Source organism: Streptomyces diversicolor, from assembly GCF_057537855.1.
Genome location: NZ_BAAJXA010000008.1, coordinates 151,384 through 175,902 on the forward strand (window position 1 = coordinate 151,384; position 24,519 = coordinate 175,902).

General features: G+C 68.2%; 23 protein-coding genes. 9 read left to right on the forward strand and 14 right to left on the reverse strand.

Going from position 1 to position 24,519, the window contains the following annotated elements; translation table 11 throughout:
* Positions 1-3 precede the first annotated feature (3 nt).
* Positions 4-1,674: a globin domain-containing protein gene (locus AC27LF_RS11795; RefSeq protein WP_479656894.1), complete on the reverse strand. Its 1,671-nt coding sequence runs from the start codon at positions 1,672-1,674 to the stop codon at positions 4-6.
* Positions 1,675-2,123: 449 nt separating this feature from the next.
* Here AC27LF_RS11795 and AC27LF_RS11800 point away from each other — a divergent pair, with 449 nt between their 5' ends.
* Complete coding sequence (locus tag AC27LF_RS11800; protein ID WP_479656895.1) at positions 2,124-2,990, forward strand: GNAT family N-acetyltransferase; 867 nt, start codon at positions 2,124-2,126, stop codon at positions 2,988-2,990.
* A 75-nt stretch (positions 2,991-3,065) separates the two neighbouring features.
* Here the strand turns inward: AC27LF_RS11800 and AC27LF_RS11805 are convergent, their stop codons facing one another.
* Together AC27LF_RS11805 and AC27LF_RS11810 are read right to left on the reverse strand one after the other, a co-directional pair.
* Entirely contained in the window at positions 3,066-3,488 is a 423-nt protein-coding gene (locus AC27LF_RS11805) for a GlcG/HbpS family heme-binding protein (RefSeq protein WP_479656896.1), read from the reverse strand.
* Positions 3,489-3,544: 56 nt separating this feature from the next.
* The gene (locus AC27LF_RS11810) at positions 3,545-4,753 is read right to left on the reverse strand and encodes an MFS transporter (RefSeq protein ID WP_479656897.1); all 1,209 of its coding nucleotides are present in this window, start codon (positions 4,751-4,753) and stop codon (positions 3,545-3,547) included.
* 141 nt (positions 4,754-4,894) lie between these two features.
* Here AC27LF_RS11810 and AC27LF_RS11815 point away from each other — a divergent pair, with 141 nt between their 5' ends.
* Together AC27LF_RS11815 and AC27LF_RS11820 are read left to right on the forward strand one after the other, a co-directional pair.
* A complete protein-coding gene (locus AC27LF_RS11815; RefSeq protein WP_479656898.1) occupies positions 4,895-5,353 on the forward strand; it encodes a MarR family winged helix-turn-helix transcriptional regulator in 459 nt (152 codons plus the stop codon).
* Between the two features lie 9 nt (positions 5,354-5,362).
* Entirely contained in the window at positions 5,363-5,815 is a 453-nt protein-coding gene (locus AC27LF_RS11820) for a GNAT family N-acetyltransferase (protein ID WP_479656899.1), read from the forward strand.
* 52 nt (positions 5,816-5,867) lie between these two features.
* Here the strand turns inward: AC27LF_RS11820 and AC27LF_RS11825 are convergent, their stop codons facing one another.
* The 5 genes from AC27LF_RS11825 to dnaB all read right to left on the reverse strand — a co-directional run bounded on the left by AC27LF_RS11825 (position 5,868) and on the right by dnaB (position 11,225).
* Positions 5,868-7,253 (reverse strand): serine hydrolase domain-containing protein, encoded by a 1,386-nt coding sequence (locus AC27LF_RS11825; protein ID WP_479656900.1) that lies wholly within the window; start codon positions 7,251-7,253, stop codon positions 5,868-5,870.
* A gap of 224 nt (positions 7,254-7,477) precedes the next feature.
* Positions 7,478-8,107, reverse strand: coding sequence for a hypothetical protein (locus AC27LF_RS11830; protein ID WP_479656901.1), 630 nt, complete (start codon positions 8,105-8,107; stop codon positions 7,478-7,480).
* Between the two features lie 547 nt (positions 8,108-8,654).
* Entirely contained in the window at positions 8,655-8,999 is a 345-nt protein-coding gene (locus AC27LF_RS11835) for a hypothetical protein (protein ID WP_479656902.1), read from the reverse strand.
* Between the two features lie 345 nt (positions 9,000-9,344).
* The gene (locus tag AC27LF_RS11840) at positions 9,345-9,488 is read right to left on the reverse strand and encodes a hypothetical protein (protein WP_479656903.1); all 144 of its coding nucleotides are present in this window, start codon (positions 9,486-9,488) and stop codon (positions 9,345-9,347) included.
* Positions 9,489-9,746: 258 nt separating this feature from the next.
* The gene (dnaB, locus tag AC27LF_RS11845) at positions 9,747-11,225 is read right to left on the reverse strand and encodes a replicative DNA helicase (protein ID WP_404023718.1); all 1,479 of its coding nucleotides are present in this window, start codon (positions 11,223-11,225) and stop codon (positions 9,747-9,749) included.
* 459 nt (positions 11,226-11,684) lie between these two features.
* Here dnaB and AC27LF_RS11850 point away from each other — a divergent pair, with 459 nt between their 5' ends.
* Entirely contained in the window at positions 11,685-13,022 is a 1,338-nt protein-coding gene (locus AC27LF_RS11850) for an MATE family efflux transporter (RefSeq protein WP_479656904.1), read from the forward strand.
* 144 nt (positions 13,023-13,166) lie between these two features.
* On the opposite strand, the gene rplI is transcribed toward AC27LF_RS11850, so the two are convergent.
* The 4 genes from rplI to rpsF form a co-directional block, all read right to left on the reverse strand.
* On the reverse strand, positions 13,167-13,613 hold the full coding sequence (gene rplI / locus AC27LF_RS11855) for a 50S ribosomal protein L9 (protein WP_479656905.1): 447 nt from the start codon (positions 13,611-13,613) through the stop codon (positions 13,167-13,169).
* Between the two features lie 18 nt (positions 13,614-13,631).
* Positions 13,632-13,868, reverse strand: a complete 237-nt coding sequence (rpsR, locus tag AC27LF_RS11860; RefSeq protein ID WP_003949403.1) for a 30S ribosomal protein S18 — start codon at positions 13,866-13,868, stop codon at positions 13,632-13,634.
* Between the two features lie 57 nt (positions 13,869-13,925).
* A complete protein-coding gene (locus AC27LF_RS11865) occupies positions 13,926-14,519 on the reverse strand; it encodes a single-stranded DNA-binding protein (RefSeq protein WP_479656906.1) in 594 nt (197 codons plus the stop codon).
* A gap of 68 nt (positions 14,520-14,587) precedes the next feature.
* On the reverse strand, positions 14,588-14,878 hold the full coding sequence (gene rpsF, locus AC27LF_RS11870) for a 30S ribosomal protein S6 (protein WP_004985983.1): 291 nt from the start codon (positions 14,876-14,878) through the stop codon (positions 14,588-14,590).
* 266 nt (positions 14,879-15,144) lie between these two features.
* On the opposite strand from rpsF, the gene AC27LF_RS11875 reads away from it, so the two are divergent.
* From AC27LF_RS11875 to AC27LF_RS11885, 3 genes are all read left to right on the forward strand, one after another.
* On the forward strand, positions 15,145-15,456 hold the full coding sequence (locus AC27LF_RS11875; protein ID WP_479656907.1) for a hypothetical protein: 312 nt from the start codon (positions 15,145-15,147) through the stop codon (positions 15,454-15,456).
* Positions 15,457-15,635: 179 nt separating this feature from the next.
* A complete protein-coding gene (gene femX, locus AC27LF_RS11880; RefSeq protein WP_479656908.1) occupies positions 15,636-16,757 on the forward strand; it encodes a peptidoglycan bridge formation glycyltransferase FemX in 1,122 nt (373 codons plus the stop codon).
* Between the two features lie 83 nt (positions 16,758-16,840).
* Complete coding sequence (locus AC27LF_RS11885; protein WP_479656909.1) at positions 16,841-17,872, forward strand: alanine racemase; 1,032 nt, start codon at positions 16,841-16,843, stop codon at positions 17,870-17,872.
* A 115-nt stretch (positions 17,873-17,987) separates the two neighbouring features.
* Here AC27LF_RS11885 and AC27LF_RS11890 read toward each other — a convergent pair whose 3' ends face one another.
* Both AC27LF_RS11890 and AC27LF_RS11895 read right to left on the reverse strand, forming a co-directional pair.
* Positions 17,988-19,496: a glycosyltransferase family 87 protein gene (locus AC27LF_RS11890; RefSeq protein ID WP_479656910.1), complete on the reverse strand. Its 1,509-nt coding sequence runs from the start codon at positions 19,494-19,496 to the stop codon at positions 17,988-17,990.
* 129 nt (positions 19,497-19,625) lie between these two features.
* Positions 19,626-22,286 carry a transglycosylase domain-containing protein gene (locus tag AC27LF_RS11895; RefSeq protein ID WP_479656911.1) on the reverse strand — a complete coding sequence of 887 codons (2,661 nt, stop codon included), beginning with the start codon at positions 22,284-22,286 and terminating at the stop codon, positions 19,626-19,628.
* A 364-nt stretch (positions 22,287-22,650) separates the two neighbouring features.
* Here AC27LF_RS11895 and AC27LF_RS11900 point away from each other — a divergent pair, with 364 nt between their 5' ends.
* Positions 22,651-23,334: a PadR family transcriptional regulator gene (locus AC27LF_RS11900; RefSeq protein ID WP_479656912.1), complete on the forward strand. Its 684-nt coding sequence runs from the start codon at positions 22,651-22,653 to the stop codon at positions 23,332-23,334.
* 43 nt (positions 23,335-23,377) lie between these two features.
* Positions 23,378-24,460, forward strand: a complete 1,083-nt coding sequence (locus AC27LF_RS11905) for an inositol-3-phosphate synthase (RefSeq protein WP_479656913.1) — start codon at positions 23,378-23,380, stop codon at positions 24,458-24,460.
* Positions 24,461-24,519: the final 59 nt, after the last annotated feature.

The following is a 24,519-nucleotide window of genomic DNA, read 5'->3' on the forward strand; positions in this document are numbered from 1 at the left end:
CGTTCAGTCCCCGACGGCGACAAGTTCCTCGACTGAGTCGTGCCGTATGCGCTCCGCGGGGATGCCCGCGTTCCGCAGCATGGTGACCCCGCTGCGGATCATCCCGGGCGGCCCCGAGAGATAGGCGTCGTACTCGTTCCAGGGGCCGTATTCGCGGATGGCGTCGGGGAGCCGGAGATGCGCCTGCTGGTCGATGACCGCCCGGACCGAGAGCCAGGGGTGGGCCTGCTGGAGCCGGAGCATCGTGTCGATGTCGTACAGATCGTGGTCGGTGCGGGCGCCGTAGAACACCTCGACCGTGCGGCGCTCGCCGTGCTCGGCTACGTCCTCGACGAGCGCCTTGATGGGCGCTATGCCGGTGCCACCGCCGAGGCAGAGCAGACCGCTGTCCGTGGTGTGGTCGACGGTCATCGAGCCGGCCGGCGGGCCGAGCCGGATGGTGTCGCCCGGGCGGGCGCGGTGCACGAGGGCGTTGGAGACCCAGCCCGCGGGGACGGCCTTCACATGGAACGTCAGCAGCCCGTCCGAACGGGGCGCCGAGGCGAAGGAGTAGTGCCGCCAGACCCGCGGCCACCAGGGGGTCTCCAGGCTGGTGTACTGCCCGGCGAGGAAGGGATAGGGCTGGTCCGGGCGGACGGAGACGACCGCCACGTCGGGTGTCCTGAGTTCATGGCTGACGATCTCCGCGTGCCACCAGGCCGGGGAGCGCATCTCGTCCAGGGCCGCCGCGTCGATCATCACCTGCGACATCGTCGTGTACGCCCGCACCCACGCCGCCTCCGTCTCCGTGTCCCAGACGGCGGAGGCGTACTTGGTCAGCGCGCCGATCAGGCTCTCGCCGACGGCCGGGTAGTGCTCGGCCCGGGTGCCGTACTTGCGGTGGCCACGGCCGAGGTGCTGCAGATAGTCGATGAGGACGGGGGTGTCGTCGATGTGTTCGGCCGCGGTCAGCAGAGCCTTCAGCAGCCGGTCCCGCTGAGTGTCCATCGCGGCCGGGAACAGTTGCCGCAGATCGGGATGGCGCACGAAGAGGAGCGCGTAGAAGTACGAGGTGACCTTGTCGGCGACCGGGCCGACCTCGGCCATGGTGCGGCGGATGAGAAGGGCGTCCGGTGAGGCCGGCGGGGACAGGGGGGCGGAGCGCTGCGCGGGCACACGCTGTTGGCGTTGCGGCGGGTCGGGCGGGGTGGCCGGCACCTCGAAGGGTGAGGAGTCGGGCCCCGGTATTCGCTCGGCGGCCGGTGGCGTGTCGCCCACCGCCTCCGGAGCCTCGCCCGTGGCGGTCGGCGAGCCGGGGGACGACGAACCGGGGGGTGACGAGCCTGGGGCCGGCGAGCCCGCGGCGGATGAGCCCGGGGAAGACGGGTCTGGGGAGGACGAGCCCAGAGGGGACGGGTCTGGGGAGGACGGGGCTGGGGACGAAGATCCGGAGGGCGACGCGCCGGGGGCAGGAGCGGCGGGGGTGGTCACGGACGGGTGCTCACGGGTCTCCGTCGAGCGGCGGCCCACCGGTCGCAACACGGCCGGTCGACGGCCCTCCCGCGGCTCCTGATCGCCGCCCGAGGGCGCGGCCGGCGGCATTCGGCGGGGCGTGAACCAGCCGCCCCCGCCGGAAGTGCGGTTGTCCGCCGACGTGGTGGTCGGAGCGTCCATGGTGTGCCTCGCCTCGAACATCTTTCGGTCCGTCCGCGCACTTCCTCGATCGGAAAGCGCCTGCTTTCCCCGCGGACGGCTTGCCTTCTCGCTTCGCCCCGGCGGCCGGTGAAGCCACCACAGCGTCGCGTTCCGAGCGGTGTGAACCCACCCCGGACATGAACCGGAGTCGACCATACCGGCAGCCGCCGTGCACACAAGTCCCTCCTTCCTCCCTCACGAATCGAACAACGGGCGAACCATGGATTCCCTCAATTACCGGGCGCGGCGCACCAATTCATCGGCATCCAGCAGATCTCATCCCGCCCGCTGCCAGGGGGCCTGCGCCGGCCCGTCCTGATCTCGATCCCGGTTTCACGTGAAACATCCGTATCGGCTCACCATGCCGACGACTACGCCATGGCCAAAAGAACGTGTGTCTACCCGAAACAGGTAGACGTCAGGGGTGCTGTTCGGACAGCCTGACCTGCGTGCCAACTCCTTCCCTCGCCTCCTTGCCCATCCGTCGCCTGACGCCCCGCGATCTCAGCGCCTGCGCCGACTTGTCAGAGGATCGGGGGTGGCCTCGCGAGGAACACAAGTGGGGCTTCCTCCTCACGGCAGGAAGGGGGCACGGCATCGATGACCCCGACGGCGGTCTCGTCGCCGCCTGTGTCGTCACGGAGTACGGCCCTCAGGACCACCCCGACCTCGCTGCCGTCGGCATGGTTCTGGTCGCCGAGCGGCACGCCCGCCAGGGCGTGGGACGCCGGCTGATGCGCCATGTCGTTTCAACGATGGGGACCACACCCCTGACGCTGTACGCGACGCCGTACGGCCGCCCCCTGTACGAGGAGTTGGGCTTCAAGGTCACCGGTCGCGCGGAGATGGTACGCGGGCGCTTCAGCCCCCTGGGGCCGCCGTCCCCGGTCGCGACCCGTGCGGCCACCGCCGAGGACCTGGCCTCGATCGTCCGGCTCGACGAGGAGGTGTTCGGCGTCGACCGCACCCCCGTCATCACCCGGCTCCCCGCCTTCGCCGACCGGCTGTACGTCGCCGAGGACAACGGCCGGATCATCGGCTACGCGGGCGCCTGGCCCAATATGGACACCCATGTCGTCGGTCCGCTGATCGCCCGCGACACGGAGACCGCGAAGGCCCTGATCGCCGCCCTCGCCGCCCACACCGACCGCCCGCTGCGCACCGACATCGACGTACGGCACGAGGAGCTGCTGACCTGGGCGAGGGAACGCGGGCTGACGTCCGTGGCCTTCAACGCGGTGATGACATACGGCACCACGGATCTGCCCGGTGACTGGACCCGACGGTTCGCGCCGCTGACCGTGGCGGCGGGCTGAGGAACGCCCACGGACGACGAACGCCGGCTCCCGCTGCGATGCGGGAGCCGGCGCTGTCCGGGGCGCGAGGAGCGCTCAGGCGAGCGCGCCGACGGCGGTGAGGGCAAGGCTGTGGTCCTGCTCGGGCGCACCGCCGCCCACGCCGATCGCGCCGATCAGCCGACCGTCGCGGTGCACCGGGACACCGCCCGCGATGAACAGCAGGGGCCGGTCGAGCGCGGTGGGCAGGGTGTGGAAGAGCCCGCCGGGCTGTACGGCGTCCACCAGGTCGGCGGTGGGCGCGTTCAGCTGGAGCGCGGTGTACGCCTTGCGGGTGCTGGTCTCCCCGGAGATCAGCACCGCCCGGTCGTCCCGGCGGAAGGCGAGCAGATGGCCGCCCGCGTCCAGGACGGTGACGCTGACGGTGACTCCGGCGGCCTCGGCCGCCGCACGGGCCGCGCTGATCAGGGTCTCGGCGTCCTGGGTGGTGAGCGGGGCGACGGCAGTGGTGCTGCTCATGGGGTTTCTCCGTAAGGTGTTGCGGAAGGCGTGTTTCGTTCCCGGCCGAGGTCGGCTCAGTGGTGGACGGCCGTCCGTCGGGTGGTGGGCGTGCCGCCCGCGAGCACGGTGCCGGCGGCGGGGCCTCGGCGCTCCAGTACGGCCGAGAGGAAAGCGAGCAGCAGCGCGGCCGCCGCGAGGGCGGCGCCGACCCAGTTGGGGGCGGTGTAGCCGAAGCCCGCCGAGATCACGATGCCGCCGAGCCAGGCGGAGAGGGCGTTGCCCAGGTTGAAGGCCCCGATGTTCACGGCCGAGGCCAGCGTGGGAGCACCGTGTGCCTGGTCGAGGACGCGCTTTTGCAGCGGCGGCACGGTGGCGAAGCCCAGGGCTCCGATCAGCGCGATGGTCACGGCCGCCGCGATCTTGTGGTGCGCGGTGACCGTGAACAGGGCCAGCACGATGGCCAGGGCGCCCAGGGAGACATACAGCATGGGCATCAGGGCGCGGTCCGCGAACCTGCCACCGATGAGGTTGCCGGCGACCATGCCGAGGCCGAAGAGCACCAGCAGCCAGGTGACGGAGCCGTCCGCGAAGCCGGTGATATGGGTCATCATCGGCGCGATGTAGGTGATGGCCGCGAAGACCCCGCCGAAGCCGAGGACCGTCATCGCCATGGCGAGCAGCACCTGGGCGTTCTTGAAGGCGGCCAGTTCGTGGCGCAGGCGCACCCCCTCGGGCCTGGGCATCTCGGGCACCAGCCGGGCGATGCCGGCCAGGCCGACGACACCGAGGGCCGCGACGCCACCGAAGGTCACCCGCCAGCCGACGTGCTGCCCGATGAGCGTGCCCAGCGGGACACCGACGACATTGGCGACGGTCAGCCCGGTGAACATCATCGCGATGGCCCCGGCCTTCTTGTTCGGGGCGACCAGCTCCGCGGCGACGACCGATCCGATGCCGAAGAACGCGCCGTGGGCCAGGGAGGCGATCACCCGCCCGATCAGCATGACCGCGAAGGCGGGAGCGAGGGCGGACAACAGGTTCCCGGCGATGAACAGGCCCATCAGCAGCATCAGCATCCGCTTGCGCGAAACCTTGGTGCCGAGCACGGTCATCAGCGGGGCGCCGATCACCACGCCGAGCGCGTAGCCGGTCACGAGCAGGCCCGCGGTGGGGATGGAGACGCCGAAGTCGCCCGCCACCTCGGGCAGCAGACCCATGATCACGAATTCGGTCGTTCCGATTCCGAAGGCCCCGATCGCGAGGGCCAGGAGCGCGAGAGGCATGAGGGGACAACCCTTCCCTGACGATTGCAGATGCGCTTTGCGTGCGACCACAATAGTTGCAGACGCGGGCTATATGCAACCGCAGGCAATTGCGGGGCTGCTCTATCCTGGTCTCAGCCGCTCCGGGACGGAGGAAACGCCATGACAGCGACCGACCCCTCGCTCACCGCCCTTGCCCAGGGCTGGTGCGCCCTCTCCCTGCTGCACGGGAGGATCGAGGCGCACATCGAGCGCGCCCTGCAGGCCGGGCACGATCTGAGCGTGCGCGAGTACTCGCTGCTCGACGTGCTCAGCCGGCAGCACGACGGCGAGGGGGGTCATCTGCAGATGAAGCAGGTCGCCGACGCGGTGGTCCTGAGCCAGAGCGCCACCACCCGGCTGGTCACCCGGCTTGAGGACCGTGGCCTGCTGGAGCGCTATCTGTGTCCGACCGACCGGCGCGGCATCTACACGAACGTCACGGAGGCGGGACTCGCCCTGCTCACGCAGGCACGGCCGACCAATGACGCGGCGCTGCGCGAAGCCCTGGACGAGGCGGCCGCCAATCCGGAACTGGCCCCGCTCGTAAGGGTCGTCGAGTCACTGAAGGTGCCCGCATAGGGTGCGGGTATGGCAGATCTCGCGATACGCACCGCCGTCGCCGACGACGTCCCCGCCATCGTCGGCATGCTCGCCGACGATCCGATGGGGGCTCAGCGGGAGTCCCCGGATGATCTGGCGCCGTATCTGGCCGCGCTGAAGCGGCTCGACGCCGATCCGAACCAGCACCTGGTCGTCGCCGTGCAGGACGGCCGTGTCGTCGGCACTCTCCAGCTCTCGATCATCCCGGGACTGTCGCGGCGCGGTGCCACCCGGTCGATCATCGAGGCCGTACGCATCCATGCCGACGCGCGCGGCAGCGGTCTGGGCACGCGCCTCATCGAGTGGGCGATCGAGGAATCCCGCCGCCAGAACTGCCAGTTGGTGCAGCTGACCTCCGACAACAAACGCACCGACGCGCACCGTTTCTACGAGCGGCTTGGATTCGTCGCCTCACACACGGGTTTCAAGCTTCAGCTCTGAGCTACCGGGGTGGTCTGTTTCACGTGAAACAGACCACCCCGGACAAGGCCGACTAAACGATCCCCCGCCATCCCTCGGGATCCACCCCGCCGGGTACGGTGGCGCCGTCGTCGTACGGCTGCCGCGTGAACACGAACGAGCCGAGGTCCAGATGGCTCACCGACCCGTCCGGGCGCCGTACGGCCCGCAGAAGCTCCCCGTGGTAATAGCCCTCCAGCCCGGTCCAGGTGCCGTCACCGTTGGCCCGGAAGCGCGCGCTGCGGCCCTGGCCGGACAGCGGGCTCAGTGAGAGGCGCCCATCGGCCGTCACCCGCAGGCCATAGCCTTGCGTGCCCCAGTACCACGGGCCCGCCAACTCCAGTACCGATGGATCGACTTCACGCAACGGCCGCCATGGCTCGGGGATCCTCGGCTCGGCCTCGGCGACGATCCGCACCAGATCGGCGCCCACCGTGCCGAGCAGCGGCCCGGAGGTGCAGTTGGCCAGCACCACGGCGGCCACGTCGTCCGCGACGCCGATCGTGAGATTGGCCAGGAAGCCGGGAAGCGACCCGGAGTGCCCCACCAGCAGCCGACCATGACGGTGCTGGATCTGCAGGCCGAGACCATAGGTGGCGCCGTCCATGACATCGGCCGCCTCGGCCGGTGCCGCGGGCGTCCGCATCTCCCGCACGGTGTCCGCGCTCAGCACCCGGTCGTCCCCCTGGGCGAGGAAGACCGCGAACCGCGCCAGGTCGCCGGTGGTGGACCACAGTTGACCGGCCGGCGCCATCCGGCCCAGATCCTCCACCGGCTCGGGCAACAGGGCATCGGCCCAGGGGTGGACGGCCCAGCCGCCCGCATGCGGGGCGCGGGGCTGGGCGCCGGTCCGGTCCAGGCCGAGGGGTTCCAGCACCTCCCGGTGAAGCACCTCCTCCCAGGGGGCGCCGCGCACCTCCTCCACCAGGGCGCCGAGCAGCGTGTAGCCCGGGTTCGAGTAGTGGTGCCGCCGGCCAACCGGATGCAGGAGTGGTTTTTCACCGAGCACATCGCTCAGCTCGGGGCGCAGCGCGCCGGGGGTCCGTTCCCACCAAGGAGCCGGCGACTCGGCCGCCAACCCGCCCGTGTGCGCCAGCAGTTCGGCGATGGTGGCCGCCCCCGCACCGGTGCCCGGCAGATGCTTCTCCAGCGGGTCGCCCAAGTCCAGCGCGCCCTCGTCACGCAGCCGCAGCACAAGGACAGCCGTGAATGTCTTGGTGATGGACCCGATCCTGTACTGCACGTTCTCGTCCGGTGCGTGCCCGTCCATCGAGCTCCGGGAGCCGTGCCACACGGCCCGTCCGTCCCGCACGACCGCCGCCACCAGCGAGGGCGCCCGCCCCTCGGCCTGCGCGACGGCGATCCGGTGCAGCAGCGACCGCCGTGTGGCGGGGAGCAGTTCTTCTGGAGATGTCGTCATGCCCCCAGTCCATCCGCTCAGGACACACACGTCGAGCCCATTTCCGCACCGCCCCTCGGCGCCGTCGGCGGACCGCCGTGTACGACCTCGCAGCTCATGTCCCAGGGCATCGTGCTGACCAGTGAGTCCTCCGGCTGTCTCACGACGTCACCGACCGCTCTTGTCTCAGGACGGGTGGCATTTCCTCAGCAAGAGCTGCGGGTAGAACTCGTGCCTGGGCCTACTCAGTTGTCGAACCAGACGACGAGCCGCACGTTGTCATCTCCGTGCTGCGATGCGAGCGCCTCCATGACCGCCCAGACCGGTTTCCACTCGCCGGTCTCCGGGACGGCATCTCGTCGGCGGAGTTTCTCAGACCTGTAGAGAGTGTCGCCGATGAGCCGTTCACTCCCCTCGGGCCACCCTTGAGCCTCGCCCGGCACTTGTGCAGGAAGGCCGACGGCTTGTGCGAAGCCAGAGCTCCAGGCAGACTTCCCCGTCAACCTGAGCCCATCCGGAGTCTGCCGGTATTGGTGGAGTCGGCTGTCTGCCTTCTCAGCCGGCTCGCCCCAATCGACCTCCTTGATCTCGGCCCAGGTGATCCAGGTGGTGCCGTATGCCTGGTCCGGCCACTGGGCAAGTTGATCGAGTTCGGCACGAACAGTCTCCGATGCATCGACTGGCAGTCCTCGGTCTGCGGCCAGCGGTCGGAAGTTCGCGTAGTTGCGGACTCCGAAGAGGCAGCCAAACGCGTCGTAGTTCCGGGTGATGTTGAGGAAGAAGAGGTCGATGGCGGCTCTCCAAACCGAGTCCTCGTCCTCCTCGTGGAGGTGCCATGCTCGGCACTCGACAAAACCGCTGATGTCCGTCCCCATGACAGAGATTCTGCAACCGCCGTCAATCGATTTTGGGGTGGGGATCTGTCGGTGCCAGCCGGAGGGCCCGATACGAGTGAGAGGCTTTGTCCCGGCTCATCAGATCTTGCAGGGGCGAGGCCGTTGACCTGCGGGGTGACAGGTTCAACCGCGACTTGCTGGGGGCAGTGACGTGGCGTCGCGAAGACGCGTGGGCGGTGGTGTTGGCGCGTCTCATGGATCATGGCGAGGGTGATGCCGCCTGAGCAGGACCTTGTCAGGTCGGCGAGACGCTTGACGGCCGGTTTCGCATTGAAGACGGCAGTTTCCTGGTCGGAAGCCGCAGTAGTGGACGTGCTCAGGAACAGGGGCGCTGACGATCCTGAAGCTCACCGCGGGCGGTCGACCAAACGATCCCGAACTCATCGGCCGACGACGACTGCGGGTCGTGCCCTTCCCACTCGGAGATGGGTGGTTCCGCGGTCAGACCGGATCACATAGCCATCGGCATCCAGCTCGAAGTAGAACCAGACGGCTTCTTCGTCCCAGAAGCAGCGAACCCAGGTCGTCACGAATTCACCGCGTCGAAGGGCTCGTCGTGCCATCGCCAGCCGGCGGTGCCGTCGTCGTGGATGTGCAGCATGAACTCGGCGACCGGGCCGCCGTCGGGAAACGTCAGGGTGAGCGCACTGCGGATCTGGGTGTAGCAGGCGTCGGCCCGCTCCCAGTCCTCCTCGTCGGCAGCTCGCTCTTGCTCACTGAAGAGGGGACGGAACTCTTCAAAACCAGGAAGTGTCTCGACTTCGGCGTGCGTCCAGGGCATATCGGCGCCGGTCACGGTCAGCCGGGCAATCTCCTGGTCGCCGTGGTGGAGCCGCCAGATGCTGCCGGTGGTCAGGTTCGGGTTGGTCATGTCTCCCATGATGACGATCGACACTGACAGGCGGGGAGTGAGATCACCGCCCCTTCCCGATCGTGGCGATGACCATCTCATGCAGCGGAAGCTGATGGGGGCGATGTTGAGTCGTTGTGCTGCTTCGGCCGGCAGTTGGGGATGGTCTCGCCAGTATGCGAGGCGAACAAGCCGGTGAGAACGACGGCTTCGGGGTAGGTGACCAGTTCGACCCGGGCGTCGGAGGGGCGGTGGCGATCACCGAAGGGGTCCTCGCCCAGCACGTCGAGCCGACGGTTCCACCTCTGCCGAAAGGGCTCACTGCTGTTCTCGCTGGTGAACCACCTGTTCAGGCCGTCGCGGGCGTCACCGTACCGAAGCCACCCCCTCGAAGGCCACCTCCGCCACGTCCGTCAGCGATCTGCGTACCTCGACACCGCTCTGGACCCAGGCCACCTCAAAACCGGCTGCCCTGTCCCCGCCGCTCTGCGACTCCACCTGATCGTCCACACCAGGACGGTGTCCACGGGAATGAGACAAGCCACCTGTAGCGAGACAAGAGCCACCCCAAAGCGGGACACCGTCTCACTCAAACCTGTCCCAGCCCCGCACACCGCACGTTCGGTACTCAACTCACTGCGACAAGCCGCGATTCGATGCGACGGGACAGGCTTGACCTGCCAGTCTCAGATTCGTGTCAGAAGTGCCATCGCTTGGCCATCGCCCATGAGATTTGGCCACGAAATCTGAGACCCTACAAGCGACAGGTCAGGTCTGGGCCATGTCCACGAATCGTGAGTAGTGGCCCTGGAAGGCGACCGTGATGGTCGCCGTGGGGCCGTTTCGGTGCTTGGCGACGATCAGGTCCGCCTCGCCCGCGCGGGGTGACTCCTTCTCATAGGCGTCCTCGCGGTGCAGCAGGATGACCATGTCGGCGTCCTGCTCGATGGAGCCGGACTCACGCAGGTCGGAGACCATCGGCTTCTTGTCGGTGCGCTGCTCGGGGCCACGGTTGAGCTGGGAGAGCGCGATGACGGGAAGCTCCAGTTCCTTGGCGAGCAGCTTGAGGTTGCGGGACATGTCCGAGACCTCCTGCTGACGGCTCTCGGCCCGCTTGGAGCCGCCGGACTGCATCAGCTGGAGGTAGTCGATGACGACCAGCTTGAGGTCGTTGCGCTGCTTCAGCCGACGGCACTTGGCGCGGATCTCCATCATCGACAGGTTCGGGGAGTCGTCGATGTAAAGGGGGGCGGCCGAGACGTCCGGCATACGGCGGGCCAGCCGGGTCCAGTCCTCGTCGGTCATCGTCCCGGACCGCATATGGTGCAGGGCGACGCGCGCCTCGGCGGACAGCAGACGCATCGCGATCTCGTTGCGGCCCATTTCGAGCGAGAAGATGACGCTCGGCAGGTTGTGCTTGATCGAGGCGGCCCGTGCGAAGTCCAGCGCCAGCGTCGACTTGCCCATGGCGGGTCGCGCCGCGATGACGATCATCTGGCCCGGGTGCAGACCGTTCGTCAGGGAGTCGAAGTCCGTGAACCCGGTGGGCACCCCGGTCATCTCGCCGCTGCGCGAGCCGATCGCCTCGATCTCGTCGAGGGCGCCCTCCATGATGTCGCCGAGCGGCAGATAGTCCTCGCTGGTGCGCTGCTCAGTGACCGCGTAGATCTCGGCCTGGGCCCGGTTGACGATCTCGTCGACGTCCCCGTCGGCCGCGTATCCCATCTGGGTGATGCGGGTGCCCGCCTCGACCAGCCGGCGCAGGACCGCCCGCTCGTGGACGATCTCCGCGTAGTACTCGGCGTTCGCCGCCGTCGGCACGGTCTGGACGAGGGTGTGCAGATACGACGCGCCGCCGACCTTGTTGATCTCACCGCGTTTGGTGAGTTCCGCGGCGATGGTGATGGGGTCGGCCGGTTCGCCCTTCGCGTAGACATCGAGGATCGCCTGGTAGATCGTCTCGTGCGCGGGCTTGTAGAAGTCGTGGCCCTTGAGGACCTCGATGACATCGGCGATGGCGTCCTTGGACAGCAGCATGCCGCCGAGGACGGACTGCTCGGCGTCGAGGTCCTGTGGCGGCACCCGCTCGAACGACGAACCGCCGCCGTCCCAGCCGCCGCTCTCCCGGCCCCGTTCATGCTGCTCGTCCCGGCTCGGGCCGGCGTCGCCGCGACGGCGGGAGGCGGGCAGACGATCGCTGGGTCCGCTGTCGGCCCACGGGTCGTCCAAGGGCTCGGAAATGCTCACCGAGCCACCTCCTCCCGTCCGCCGCGCGGACCTCGCCGTGCCCCTCATTTCTACGGCACGGCACTGACAAATAGGACGCCCAACTCCGGTTCTGCCGCGTCGGTTTTGTGAGGGTTCCGAGGTCGGTGAGGCAAGCGGGCGCCGGACCACGTTAGGCCCCACGGCACCGTCAGCCAATCTGGTTATCCACAGGCCATGTGGACGACGGCCCCGATGCTGTGGAGAACTCGGCAAAACCTGTGCACGACGCGGTGGACAGCCCTGTGAACAAGCCTCCGCACCCCTTATGGAAACGGCCCTGACCTGCGACTTTCCCATCCACCGGCTGTGCAGAAGAAAAACTTCCCCAGTCGGACCAAGATCGCTTCGAACCGTGCACGAGAGCACACTCCGTGACATCTGAAGTAAGGACCACAAGCCGTTTGCATCTCTTACCTGTGGACGATTAGATTAGCGCTCATGCCACAGGCTTCCGCCATACCCGAGGACACCCGCCGACAGCACGACCGAGAGATCGTCGCACTGGCCGTTCCGGCCTTCGGCGCACTGGTCGCCGAGCCCCTGTTCGTCATGGCGGACAGCGCGATCGTCGGCCATCTGGGCACGGCCCAGCTCGCCGGCCTCGGCGTCGCCTCGGCACTCCTGACGACCGCCGTGAGCATCTTCGTCTTCCTCGCCTATGCCACCACGGCGGCGGTGGCTCGAAGGGTCGGCGCGGGCGACCTCCAGGCCGCCATCCGCCAGGGCGTGGACGGCATCTGGCTTGCACTGCTGCTGGGACTCGCCGTCATCGCCGTCGTTCTGCCCCTGGCACCGGCCATCGTGGATCTCCTCGGCGCCTCGGCCACCGCGGCACCGTATGCGACCACCTACCTCCGCATCTCCTCCTTCGGTATCCCGGCCATGCTGGTCGTGCTCGCCGCCACCGGTGTGCTGCGCGGCCTCCAGGACACCAGGACCCCGCTCTATGTCGCGGTGGCGGGCTTCATCGCCAACGCGGCCCTCAACGCCGGACTCGTCTATGGCGCCGGGCTCGGCATCGCAGGGTCCGCCTGGGGCACGGTCATCGCCCAGTGTGGGATGGCAGCGGTCTACCTCGTCGTTGTCATCCGGGGCGCGCGCGAGCACGGCGCACCGCTACGGCCCGACGCCGCCGGCATCAGAGCCTCCGCCCAAGCCGGCCTCCCCTTGCTCGTCCGTACGCTCTCGCTGCGGGCGATTCTCATGATTGCGACGGCCGTCGCGGCCCGCCTGGGAGATGCCGATATCGCCGCCCACCAGATCGTTCTGTCGCTCTGGAGCCTGTTGGCCTTCGCCCTCGACGCGATAGCGATTGCCGGCCAGGCCATCATCGGTCGCTATCTGGGCGCGGACGATCCCCAGGGAGCCCGGGACGCCTGCCGCCGGATGGTGCAGTGGGGCATCGCGGTCGGTCTGGCCCTGGGACTGCTGGTGGTCGTGGCGCGCCCGCTCTTTCTTCCCCTGTTCACCGGTGACTCCGTCGTCCGGGACGCCGCGCTGCCCGCACTGCTCGTCGTGGCGCTGTCGCAGCCGATCTGTGGGGTGGTCTTCGTGCTGGACGGCGTTCTGATGGGCGCGGGGGACGGCCCCTATCTCGCCGGGGCCATGGTGCTCACGCTCGCGGTGTTCACCCCGGTCGCCCTGCTCGTTCCCGTACTCGGCGGTGGGCTCACCGCGATCTGGGCCGCCATGACGCTGATGATGACGGTCCGCATGCTGACGCTCTGGTTGCGTTCCCGTTCGGGCCGCTGGATCGTCACGGGTGCCACCCGCTGACCGTTTCACGTGAAACACAGCGGGTGGCCGCGTTTCACGTGAAACGCGCCCTCCCGCCACCGATCGCCCAGAGAGGCCCATACGGAAGGGGTCGCACCCGTGACGGGTGCGACCCCTTCCGTGACTGCTTCCAGGGCGCGGTGATCAGGCCGCGATGACCTCGATGCTGACCTTGGCGGCCACCTCGGGGTGCAGACGCACGGACGTCTCGTGGGCGCCCAGGGTCTTGATCGGGGCGGCCAGCTCGATGCGGCGCTTGTCGACCTCGGGGCCACCGGACGCCTTGATCGCGGAAGCGATGTCGGCCGGGGTGACGGAACCGAAGAGGCGGCCCGCGTCGCCGGAGCGGACGGACAGACGGACCTTCACGCCTTCAAGCTGGGCCTTGATCTGGTTGGCCTGCTCGATGGTCTGGATTTCGTGGATCTTGCGAGCGCGACGGATCTGCTCGACGTCCTTCTCGCCGCCCTTGGTCCAGCGGATCGCGAACTTCCGCGGGATCAGGTAGTTGCGAGCGTAACCGTCCTTGACCTCGACGACATCGCCCGCGGCACCGAGGCCGGAGACCTCGTGGGTGAGGATGATCTTCATGAGTCGGTCACCCTTCCCTTAGCGCGCGGTGGAGGTGTAGGGCAGCAGCGCCATCTCACGGCTGTTCTTGACGGCCGTGGCGACATCACGCTGGTGCTGCGTGCAGTTGCCGGTCACGCGGCGGGCACGGATCTTGCCGCGGTCGGAAATGAACTTCCGCAGCATGTTCGTGTCCTTGTAGTCCACGTACGTGACCTTGTCCTTGCAGAAAGCGCAGACCTTCTTCTTAGGCTTGCGCACAGGCGGCTTCGCCATGGTGTTTCTCCTGTGTGATCAAGAAGTGTGGGTACGGCCCGTCCCTGGTCCACAGACCTAGAAGGGGGGCTCGTCCGAGTAGCCGCCTCCGCCGCCGGAGCCTCCGCCCCAGCCGCCGCCACCGCCCTGCTGGCCGCCACCGGCGGGAGCGCCGGTCGCCCACGGGTCGTCGGCGGGAGCGCCGCCGCCCTGCTGGCCGCCACCGGGGCCGCCGCCCCAGCCGCCGCCACCCTGGCCGCCGCCGCCGCCGCCGCCGCCGTAACCACCCTGGCCACCGCGGCCGCCACCGGAGGTCTTGGTGACCTTGGCCGTGGCGTTGCGGAGACTGGCGCCGACTTCCTCGACGTCCAGCTCGTAGACCGTGCGCTTGACGCCCTCACGGTCCTCGTAGGACCGCTGCTTCAGCCGGCCCTGCACGATGACGCGCATGCCTCGCTGAAGCGACTCGGCGACGTTCTCCGCCGCCTGACGCCAGACCGAGCAGGTCAGGAAGAGGCTTTCGCCGTCCTTCCACTCGTTCGTCTGACGGTCGAAGGTGCGCGGAGTGGACGCGACGCGGAACTTCGCGACCGCCGCACCGGACGGGGTGAAGCGCAGCTCGGGGTCATCGACAAGATTGCCGACGACCGTGATGACGGTCTCGCCTGCCATGGGGAACCTCTCGGCGGGTTTGCTCTGGCTGCTTGCTACTCGAATCCCGAGGTCGACTGAGCCGGGGCTCAGTGGGTCTCGGGGCGAAGGACCTTGGTCCGGAGGACCGACTCGTTCAGGTTCATCTGGCGGTCGAGCTCCTTGACGACCGCAGGCTCGGCCTGCAGGTCGATGACCGAGTAGATGCCCTCGGGCTTCTTCTTGATCTCGTACGAGAGACGACGACGACCCCAGGTGTCGACCTTCTCGACCTTGCCGCCGCCGTCACGGACGACGGACAGGAAGTTCTCGATCAGCGGGGAGACAGCACGCTCCTCAAGATCGGGGTCGAGGATGACCATCACCTCGTAGTGACGCATGTGGAACCCACCTCCTTTGGACTCAGCGGCCACGGTCGTTCCGTGGCAGGAGGGTTGTGATGCGTACGCAACGGTATCGGCCGCCACTGACAATCAGGGGGTCCCGCCGGGATTCCCCCCACCATGGCCCGGGCAGACACCGGTGCAGACGGTACACACTACCCGCACACCGGCTTCCGGTTGAAATCCGGTCGCGGGGGCCGTCAATCTGTACACATCGGGTGTGTAAGGCGCTACGATGCGCCGCCTTCCGCAGGAGGTGCCCCATGGCACAGGCATTGCGACCCAACACCGCCGGATCCCTCTTCGCCACCGACGACAAGCGTCATCCGATCCAGGACACCATGCTCGGGGTGACGCTGGTCCTCGGGCTGACGGCGTTCATCACGTCGTTCTTCCACAGTCTGCACCTGCTCAGCTCCTGGACCGGCCTGATCGGCATCCTGACCGGCGCCTTCGGACAGTGGATCTCGGAGACCACACGCGAGCGGTTCGGTCTGATCCTGGGTCTCGGTGCCGCGGGCATCGGCTTCTTCATCGGCATGGCGCACGGTGGGCTGTTCGGCGGACTTCTCTGACCCTGCCGACACCACCGGCCGAACTTCATGTGACGCGACACGGAACGCACCGGCGGTCCACAGGCCGGGGCGAAGGTCCCGTACGGCCAGTCGGGGCGCCGGGAAGGCGCAGTAGGCTTCGGCGCGAGAGCCGGAGCCCCTGTACCCAGGGGGACACACCAGCCCGAGGAGCGCCCCGAATGACCCTGACCCTGAGGACCATCAGTCGCGAGCAGCATCTGGCCTACATCCAGAGCCTGCCGGCGGCGAGTCACATGCAGGTCCCGGCCTGGGCCGACGTCAAGGCGGAGTGGCGCTCCGAGAATCTGGGCTGGTTCGACGAACGCACGGGCGAGCTGGTCGGCGCGGGCCTGGTCCTCTACCGGCAGTTGCCCAAGATCAAGCGCTATCTCGCCTATCTCCCCGAGGGCCCGGTCATCAACTGGTTCGCGCCGAATCTGGACGACTGGATCCAGCCGATGCTCGCCCATCTCAAGCGGCAGGGCGCGTTCTCCGTGAAGATGGGCCCGCCGGTGATCATCCGGCGCTGGGAGGCCAACTCCATCAAGCAGGGCATCCAGAACCCGGACGTGAAGCGTCTGCGGGACATCGAGGCCGACTTCATCGAACCCCGCGCCTTCGAGGTGGCCGACAAGCTGCGCCGCATGGGCTGGCAGCAGGGCGAGGACGGCGGCGCCGGCTTCGGTGACGTCCAGCCTCGCTATGTCTTCCAGGTGCCGCTGGCCAACCGCTCCCTTGAAGAGGTCCACAAGAACTTCAACCAGCTGTGGCGCCGCAACATCAAGAAGGCCGAGAAGGCCGGTGTCGAGGTCGTCCAGGGCGGCTACCACGACCTGGAGGAGTGGCAGCGGCTGTACGAGATCACCGCGGTGCGCGACCACTTCCGGCCCCGCCCGCTGTCGTACTTCCAGCGCATGTGGACCGCCCTCAACACCGAGGACCCCAACCGGATGCGGCTGTACTTCGCCCGGCACAACGGGGTGAACCTGTCGGCGGCGACGATGCTGATCGTCGGCGGACACGTCTGGTACTCCTACGGCGCCTCCGACAACATCGGCCGCGAGGTCCGGCCCTCGAACGCGATGCAGTGGCGGATGCTGCGCGACGCCTACGCGCTCGGCGCGACCGTCTACGACCTGCGCGGGATCTCCGACTCGCTGGACGAGACCGACCACCTCTTCGGCCTGATCCAGTTCAAGGTGGGCACCGGCGGCCAGGCCGCCGAATACCTCGGCGAGTGGGACTTCCCACTGAACAAGCTGCTCCACAAGGCGCTGGACATCTACATGTCGCGCCGCTGACCGCGCGCCGGGGGCTTCGATACCGTCGATAGCTCTCATACCTCTGATACACCGCAGCCACGAGAAAGGTTCCAGGTCCGGCCATGGCGCTCACGCTCTACGTCGACACCGCGCGCTGGCGGGCGCATCACAAGCACGTGCAGGAGCAGTTCCCGGGTCTCGTCCCCGTCTGCAAGGGCAACGGCTACGGCTTCGGGCACGAGCGTCTGGCGGAGGAGGCCACACGGCTGGGCTCCGACGTCCTCGCCGTGGGCACGACGTACGAGGCCGCACGGATCAAGGACTGGTTCGGCGGTGACCTGCTGGTGCTGACGCCCTACCGGCGCGGCGAGGAGCCCGTACCGCTGCCCGACCGGGTCATCCGCTCGGTGTCGTCGGTGGACGGCGTGTACGGCCTCGTCGGCGCCCGCGTGGTCATCGAGGTGATGTCCTCGATGAAGCGGCACGGGATCACCGAGCAGGAGCTGCCGCAGCTGCACGCCGCCATAGAGAACGTCCGGCTGGAGGGCTTCGCCATCCATCTGCCGCTGGACCGCACCGACGGCTCGGACGCCGTCGAGGAGGTCATCAGCTGGATGGACCGGCTGCGCGCGGCGCGGCTGCCCCTGCACACGATGTTCGTCAGCCATCTGAAGGCCGAGGAACTGGCCCGGCTGCAGCAGCAGTTCCCGCAGACCCGTTTCCGTGCCCGCATCGGCACCCGGCTGTGGCTGGGCGACCACGAGGCCACCGAGTACCGCGGCGCGGTCCTGGACGTGACGCGCGTGGCCAAGGGCGAGCGCTTCGGCTACCGCCAGCAGAAGGCGGCCTCCGACGGCTTCCTGGTGGTCGTGGCGGGCGGTACGTCGCACGGGGTGGGTCTGGAGGCCCCCAAGGCGCTGCACGGTGTCATGCCGCGCGCCAAGGGCGTGGCACGGGCCGGTCTCGCCACCGTCAACCGGAACCTCTCCCCGTTCGTGTGGGGCGGCAAGCAGCGCTGGTTCGCCGAGCCGCCGCACATGCAGGTGTCGATCCTGTTCGTGCCGTCGGACGCACCCGAGCCGCACGTCGGCGAGGAACTGGTGGCCCATCTGCGGCACACCACCACGCAGTTCGACCGGCTGATGGACCGCTGAGCCGGCCTCCACGCCGACCCCGGACGACCGAAGGGCCGTACACGCGCTTCCGTGTACGGCCCTTGCCACGTCCCGCTGCCGTCCCGTGGCCCGTCGGCCGGGGGACGGTGTTCGCTCAGAGCGAACGGTCCGCGGAGGCCGACGGTTCCTGGCTTCCCCACTCCACCTGCGGCGCGCCGACGTGGCCGGCGTGCCGCGGCGGGCGGGCCGCGCCGCCGAGGACGAACACGTCCTCCGCCCCGTCGAGCACCCCGCCCGAGGGGTCGTCGTCACCGGCCCGGCGCACCACGTCCCGCTCCGGCATGAGGATGTCCCGCACGACCATGACGCACAGGAACAACGTGCCCAGCAGATGCACCGCGATCGCCCAGTGGTACCCCTGGGTGGGCAGGCCCTTGTGGGCGTCTCCGCTGGTCGTGTAGGCGAGGTACATCCAGATCCCCAGGAAGTACGCCACCTCGCACGCCTGCCAGATCAGGAAGTCCCGCCACTTGGGCCGGGCCAGCACGGCGAGCGGCACCAGCCACAGGACATACTGCGGCGAGTAGACCTTGTTGGTGAGGATGAACGCGGCCACGATCAGGAAGGCGAACTGCGCGAAACGGGGCCGGCGCGGGGCGACGAAGGTGAGCGCCGCGATGCCGCCGCAGCACAGCAGCATCAGCACCATGGCGAGCGTGTTGACCGTCTCGGTGGTGGGCGGGTGGGTCGAGTTCTGGGCCCAGATCAGCCAGAAGGAGCCGAAGTCCACGCCCCGTTCCTGGCTGAACGTGTAGAACTTCGACCAGCCCTCGAAGGCGAAGAGCATCACCGGCAGGTTCACGACGAGCCAGGCGACCGCCGCGCCGCCCAGGGCCTTGCCGAAGTCCCGCCATTTGCCCGCGCGCCAGCACAGCAGGAACAGCGGGCCGAGCAACAGCACGGGATAGAGCTTCGCGGCCGTGGCGAGCCCCAGGAGGACGCCGAAGGCGAGGGAGCGGCCCCGGGACCACATCAGCATCGCCGCGGCCGTCAGAGCGACGGCCAGCAGGTCCCAGTTGATGGTGGCGGTCAGCGCGAAGGCGGGCGCCAGGGCGACCAGCAGTCCGTCCCAGGGGCGCCGGGCGTGGGTGCGGCTCACACAGACGGCGATGACGGCCGCACACACCATCAGCATCCCGGCGTTGACGAACCAGTACCACTGCTCCTGATGCTGGATGCTGCCGCTGCCGGGCGTGAGCCAGGAGGCCACCTCCATGAACACACCGGTGAGCACCGGGTACTCCAGGTAGTCCATGTCGCCCGGGAGCTTGTCGAAGTAGGGCACGAGCCCGTCGGCGAAGCCGCGCCCCTGGTAGAGGTGCGGAATGTCCGAGTAGCACGCATGCGTGTACTGGGAACTGGCACCGAAGAACCAGGCGCCGTTGTAGCAGGGTGCCTTCTGGACCAGGCCGAGGGCGAACATGCCGATCGCCACCAGCGCGACCACCCGTACGGGGGTCCACCAGGACGTGCCGAGCAGGGCACGCCGTCCGATGGGGCCGCCGATCAGCTCACTGCCGGCCGCGGCGACCTCGTCCTGCCTGGTCGGCCGCACCGGCTCCGGCTCGTGCACGCGTGTGGGCGTCGTTTCTGCACTGGGCATGGGGCACATCCTGCCGTACGCACCCAGGAACATGCCGAGGGCCGCCGCACCTCGTGGGTGCGGCGGCCCATGTTTCACGTGAAACACCCTTGGCGGGCGAAATGACCGCCAACCGGTCAGGCTCCGGCTCTAGCTTGTCGGTCCGGCGAAGATGCCTCCGTTGCCATTGCCGCTGCCATTGCCATTGCCTCTGCTGTTGCCCGTTCCGTCCGATTCCGTGGCCGACGGCGACGAGGTCACGCCTCCGTCGGTGCCGCCGCCCGTGTCGGTGCCTCCGTCCGTCGGGCAGTTCCAGTTGAACCGGCAGGACTCGGTGGGCGACGGCGAGGGCTCTTCGAGTGTCTCGCTCGGCGTCGGGCTGGGCGAATCGCTCGGGGACTCGCTCGGCGTGATGCTGGGCGACGGGGTCGGGGAGGGGGCGCCTTCCTCGTCCTGGACCTCACCGATCTTCTCGGCGTCCGGGAAGCCGGGGTCGTTCTTCCCCTTCAGCGCCGCCTTCATGTACTCGGTCCACACCAGCGTCGGGATGTCACCACCGTGGATGGAGTCCACACCCGCCGTGCCGTTCATGGAGAGCAGCTTGTGGTCCTTCGGGTTCTCACGGAACATCGCGACCGCGGTCGACAGCTGCTGGGTGTAGCCGACGAACCAGGCCGACTTGTTCTTGTCGGTGGTACCGGTCTTGCCCGCCGCCGCGCGACCGAGGGCCTTGGCGTTGTAACCCGTACCGTTCTGGATGACGTTCTCCAGGACGTCCGTGACGTTGTCCGCGACCTTGGCCGGCATCGCCTGCGAGGGCTTCGGCTTGGTGAAGCCCTCCAGCTCCTGGCCGTCCTTCTTGACCTCGGTGACCGAGTAGGGGTCCGTCTGCTTTCCGGAGGCGGCGAACGTCGCGTAGGCGTCGGCCATGCGGATCGCACTGGGGGTCGAGGTACCGATGGCGAAGGACGGGTTGAGGTCCGGCGCCATGCTGTCCTGCAGAATGCCGGACGCCTTGGCGACGTCCCGCACCTTGGTCATCCCCACGTCGACGCCCAGCTGCACGAACGGCGTGTTGACGGACTGCTCCATCGCCTTGCGCAGGGAGATGTAGCCCCAGGCCTTTTCGCTCTCGTTCTTCTGGAGGAAGACCTGGTTGTCCTTGTCCAGGAAGTAGCTGCCGTCCGGCCGCTTGACCTTGAGCTTGTCGTTGCCGTTGTACTTGCTCAGCGGTGACAGGCCCACGCCGTCGGTCCGATAGGTGCCGTATTCCATGGCCGCGGCCAGCACGAACGGCTTCCACGTCGAACCGACGGGGACACCCGAGGTGTCGGCGTTGTTGGTGAAGTGGCCGTTCTCGTAGCCCGCGCCGCCGTAGAGCGCGACGATCGCGCCGTCGTTCGGCACCACCGACGCGGCGCCGAACTGGACGTGCTTGTCCTCCTCGCGGTGCTTCGGGTCGATCTTCTGCTTCTCGATCTTCTTGACGGCCTTGCTGAGGGCGTCGACCTTGTCCTTCCGGAAGGTCGTGTGGATCTGGTAGCCGCCCTGGTCGAACTGTGCCTCCGTGATGTCCGAGTGGTTCAGGACGTACTTCTTCGCCGTGTCGGCCAGATAACTGATCTGGCCCGTCATGCCCTTGATCGCCTTGCGGTCCTGGGGCATCGGATACTTCTTGATCGCCTCTTGGTACTCGGCGTCGGTGATGCGCTTGTCCTTGTGCATCTCGTCGAGGATCCAGCCCCAGCGGATCTTGGAGCGCTTGAGGTTGGCCTCGGCCGTCGCCGTCTTGTCGATGTTCTCGTTGCCCGCCGGGTCGTAGTACGTGGCGCCCTTGAGCAGTGCGGCGAGGAAGGCGCACTCGCTCGGCTTGAGATCGACCGCGTCCTTGCCGTAGTAGGTCTGCGCGGCGGCCTGGATGCCGTAGGCGCCCCGGCCGTAGTACGACGTGTTCAGATAGCCCTGGAGGATCTGCGGCTTGGTCAGCTTCGTGCCCACCTTGATGGAGATGAACATCTCCTTGAACTTACGGGTGACCGTCTGGTCCTGGGTCAGGTAGGTGTTCTTCACGTACTGCTGGGTGATGGTCGAACCACCCTGTGTGTCGCCGCCCTGGGCCATGTTGACCAGGGCGCGCGCGATGCCCCTGTAGTCCAGGCCCGAGTCCTTGTAGAAGCTCTTGTTCTCCGCCGAGATCACGGCCCACTGCATGGCCTCGGGGATCTGGTCGATGGTGACGTTCTGCCGGTTGGCACCCGAGCCCGTGGCGACCATCTGGGTGCCGTCGGCCCAGTAGTAGACGTTGTTCTGCGACTTGGCCGCGACGTTCTCGTTGGGGATGCCGACCATGGCGTAGCCGACGCCGACCATGGCCACCAGGCTGCCGAAGAAGCCGATGCACAGCCCGGAGACGAGCTTCCAGGAGGGCACCCAGCGCTGCCATCCGTACTTCCCCGCCCGGGGGTAGTCGATGAACCGCTTCTTGGCGGGCGTGGTCGCCCGGCCCCTGCCGCGCCCGGCAGGGCCGTCGCGCCGGCTGCCCGGACCCGTGTTGTCGGCCGCTCTGCGTCGGCCGCCTCCGCTTCTCTGGGCTGCCCGGCGGGCCTCGGCCCGCCCGCCGTAGGGGCGCTCCTGGCCTCCGGGGTCCTGGGAACCCGACCCATAGGAACTGGACCCATAGGAGTCGGAAGGAGACCCGGTGGCGCCTCGCGGTGCCGCGCGGCGGCCGGATGACGAGCCGGACTGGCCGCGTCGGGCCGCGGCACGTCCGCCTCCCTGCGGCGGCGGCGGTTTGCGACGGTGCTCGCTCATCGAACGATTACTCCTCGGGCAGGCGCACCCTTGCGCGCCTGGAAACGGCGGCTGGTTTCCGGTCCCCCCGAAGTACGGATGTGGTCGTTCCCGCACTCACCCGTACTGCACCAGGGACGAGGACGCCCCCAGGCGTCACGTGGTTCCCGGTGGCGTACATGCCGCACAGACTACGCACCGTCAAAACCCGCCTAGCGCTGAAGTTCACCCCAAATCAGGCAAGTTGCTTCCTACGAATCGGTGATGTGATCCCGTTCACCGTCATCCCTCTTGTCCCATCCCGGGCGCCGTTCTATCGTCGTGATGTATCGAGTCGATACATCAGAGCGAGATAAGCGTGTGAGACGGACGAGAGGAGGCGATGATGAGCCGGCGTTCCGGCATCCTTGAGTTCGCCGTGCTCGGCCTGCTCCGCGAATCTCCCATGCACGGCTATGAGCTGCGCAAACGACTCAATACGTCACTGGGGGTGTTCCGAGCGTTCAGCTACGGGACGCTCTATCCCTGCCTGAAGACGTTGGTCGCCAACGGCTGGTTGATCGAGGAACCGGGGAGCACCCATGAGGACGCCCTCGCCGCGCCCCTCGCGGGCCGGCGCGCCAAGATCGTCTACCGGCTGACGGCGGAGGGCAAGGAACACTTCGAGGAACTGCTCTCGCAGACAGGTCCGGACGCGTACGAGGACGAGCACTTCGCTGCCCGCTTCGCCTTTTTCGGACAGACGTCACGGGACGTGCGCATGCGCGTCCTGGAGGGGCGCCGCAGCCGGCTGGAGGAGCGCCTGGAGAAGATGCGCGCCTCGCTGGCCCGCACCCGGGAGCGCCTCGACGACTACACGCTTGAGCTCCAGCGCCACGGGATGGAGTCCGTGGAGCGCGAAGTGCGCTGGCTGAACGAGCTCATCGAGAGCGAGCGGGCCGGACGGGACCTGAAGGGTTCCGCCTCCGGAGGGTCCGCTCAGCGGAACACCACATCTGGAGCGACGGGCGGCCTGCCCCGTCCCGGGGACACCCCCGGGACGGATACGCCCGACGACACCGCCATGTGAAGCCCACTCAGGGCCTCACTCGTACACACAGGGAGCAACCGGAATGGGTTCGGTTCGCGTAGCCATCGTCGGCGTGGGCAACTGCGCCGCGTCGCTGGTGCAGGGAGTCGAGTACTACAAGGACGCCGACCCGGCGTCCAAGGTCCCCGGACTGATGCATGTGCAGTTCGGTGACTACCACGTGCGCGACATCGAGTTCGTCGCCGCCTTCGACGTCGACGCCAAGAAGGTCGGCCTCGACCTCGCGGACGCCATCGGCGCCTCCGAGAACAACACCATCAAGATCTGCGACGTGCCCACCACCGGTGTCACCGTGCAGCGCGGCCACACCCTCGATGGCCTCGGCAAGTACTACCGGGCCACCATCGAGGAGTCCGACGCCGAGCCCGTCGACGTCGTCCAGATCCTCAAGGACCGGCAGGTCGACGTCCTCGTCTGCTACCTGCCCGTCGGCTCCGAGGACGCGGCGAAGTTCTACGCCCAGTGCGCCATCGACGCCAAGGTCGCCTTCGTCAACGCCCTCCCGGTCTTCATCGCCGGCACCAAGGAGTGGGCGGACAGGTTCACCGAGGCGGGCGTCCCGATCGTCGGTGACGACATCAAGTCCCAGGTCGGCGCGACCATCACGCACCGGGTCATGGCGAAGCTGTTCGAGGACCGCGGCGTCATCCTCGACCGCACGATGCAGCTGAACGTCGGCGGCAACATGGACTTCAAGAACATGCTGGAGCGCGAGCGTCTGGAGTCCAAGAAGATCTCCAAGACGCAGGCCGTCACCTCGCAGATCCCCGACCGGGACCTCGGCGAGAAGAACGTGCACATCGGCCCGTCCGACTACGTCGCCTGGCTCGACGACCGCAAGTGGGCCTATGTCCGCCTGGAGGGCCGCGCCTTCGGCGACGTCCCGCTGAACCTCGAATACAAGCTGGAGGTCTGGGACTCCCCGAACTCCGCCGGTGTCATCATCGACGCCCTGCGCGCCGCGAAGATCGCCAAGGACCGCGGCATCGGCGGCCCGATCCTCTCGGCGTCCTCCTACTTCATGAAGTCCCCGCCGGTCCAGTACTTCGACGACGAGGCCCGCGAGAACGTGGAGAAGTTCATCCGCGGCGACGTCGAGCGCTAGACCACGCCGAAATCGCTCCTGCCAGGGCTGTGAGGGGTCCCCGGGTCGCCCGACCCGGG

Coding starts and splice junctions, on each gene's coding strand:
- AC27LF_RS11810 (WP_479656897.1), bottom strand. CDS start 4,753: ATGCCTCTCGCGCTCCTGGCCCTCGCGATCGGGGCCTTCGGAATCGGA.
- AC27LF_RS11835 (WP_479656902.1), bottom strand. CDS start 8,999: ATGACCAACCCGAACCTGACCACCGGCAGCATCTGGCGGCTCCACCAC.
- AC27LF_RS11830 (WP_479656901.1), bottom strand. CDS start 8,107: ATGGGGACGGACATCAGCGGTTTTGTCGAGTGCCGAGCATGGCACCTC.
- rpsF (WP_004985983.1), bottom strand. CDS start 14,878: ATGCGTCACTACGAGGTGATGGTCATCCTCGACCCCGATCTTGAGGAG.
- AC27LF_RS11825 (WP_479656900.1), bottom strand. CDS start 7,253: ATGACGACATCTCCAGAAGAACTGCTCCCCGCCACACGGCGGTCGCTG.
- AC27LF_RS11890 (WP_479656910.1), bottom strand. CDS start 19,496: ATGCCCAGTGCAGAAACGACGCCCACACGCGTGCACGAGCCGGAGCCG.
- rpsR (WP_003949403.1), bottom strand. CDS start 13,868: ATGGCGAAGCCGCCTGTGCGCAAGCCTAAGAAGAAGGTCTGCGCTTTC.
- AC27LF_RS11895 (WP_479656911.1), bottom strand. CDS start 22,286: ATGAGCGAGCACCGTCGCAAACCGCCGCCGCCGCAGGGAGGCGGACGT.
- AC27LF_RS11820 (WP_479656899.1), top strand. CDS start 5,363: ATGGCAGATCTCGCGATACGCACCGCCGTCGCCGACGACGTCCCCGCC.
- rplI (WP_479656905.1), bottom strand. CDS start 13,613: ATGAAGATCATCCTCACCCACGAGGTCTCCGGCCTCGGTGCCGCGGGC.
- AC27LF_RS11885 (WP_479656909.1), top strand. CDS start 16,841: ATGGCGCTCACGCTCTACGTCGACACCGCGCGCTGGCGGGCGCATCAC.
- AC27LF_RS11875 (WP_479656907.1), top strand. CDS start 15,145: ATGGCACAGGCATTGCGACCCAACACCGCCGGATCCCTCTTCGCCACC.
- femX (WP_479656908.1), top strand. CDS start 15,636: ATGACCCTGACCCTGAGGACCATCAGTCGCGAGCAGCATCTGGCCTAC.
- AC27LF_RS11905 (WP_479656913.1), top strand. CDS start 23,378: ATGGGTTCGGTTCGCGTAGCCATCGTCGGCGTGGGCAACTGCGCCGCG.
- AC27LF_RS11815 (WP_479656898.1), top strand. CDS start 4,895: ATGACAGCGACCGACCCCTCGCTCACCGCCCTTGCCCAGGGCTGGTGC.
- AC27LF_RS11850 (WP_479656904.1), top strand. CDS start 11,685: ATGCCACAGGCTTCCGCCATACCCGAGGACACCCGCCGACAGCACGAC.
- AC27LF_RS11795 (WP_479656894.1), bottom strand. CDS start 1,674: ATGTTCGAGGCGAGGCACACCATGGACGCTCCGACCACCACGTCGGCG.
- AC27LF_RS11805 (WP_479656896.1), bottom strand. CDS start 3,488: ATGAGCAGCACCACTGCCGTCGCCCCGCTCACCACCCAGGACGCCGAG.
- AC27LF_RS11900 (WP_479656912.1), top strand. CDS start 22,651: ATGAGCCGGCGTTCCGGCATCCTTGAGTTCGCCGTGCTCGGCCTGCTC.
- AC27LF_RS11865 (WP_479656906.1), bottom strand. CDS start 14,519: ATGGCAGGCGAGACCGTCATCACGGTCGTCGGCAATCTTGTCGATGAC.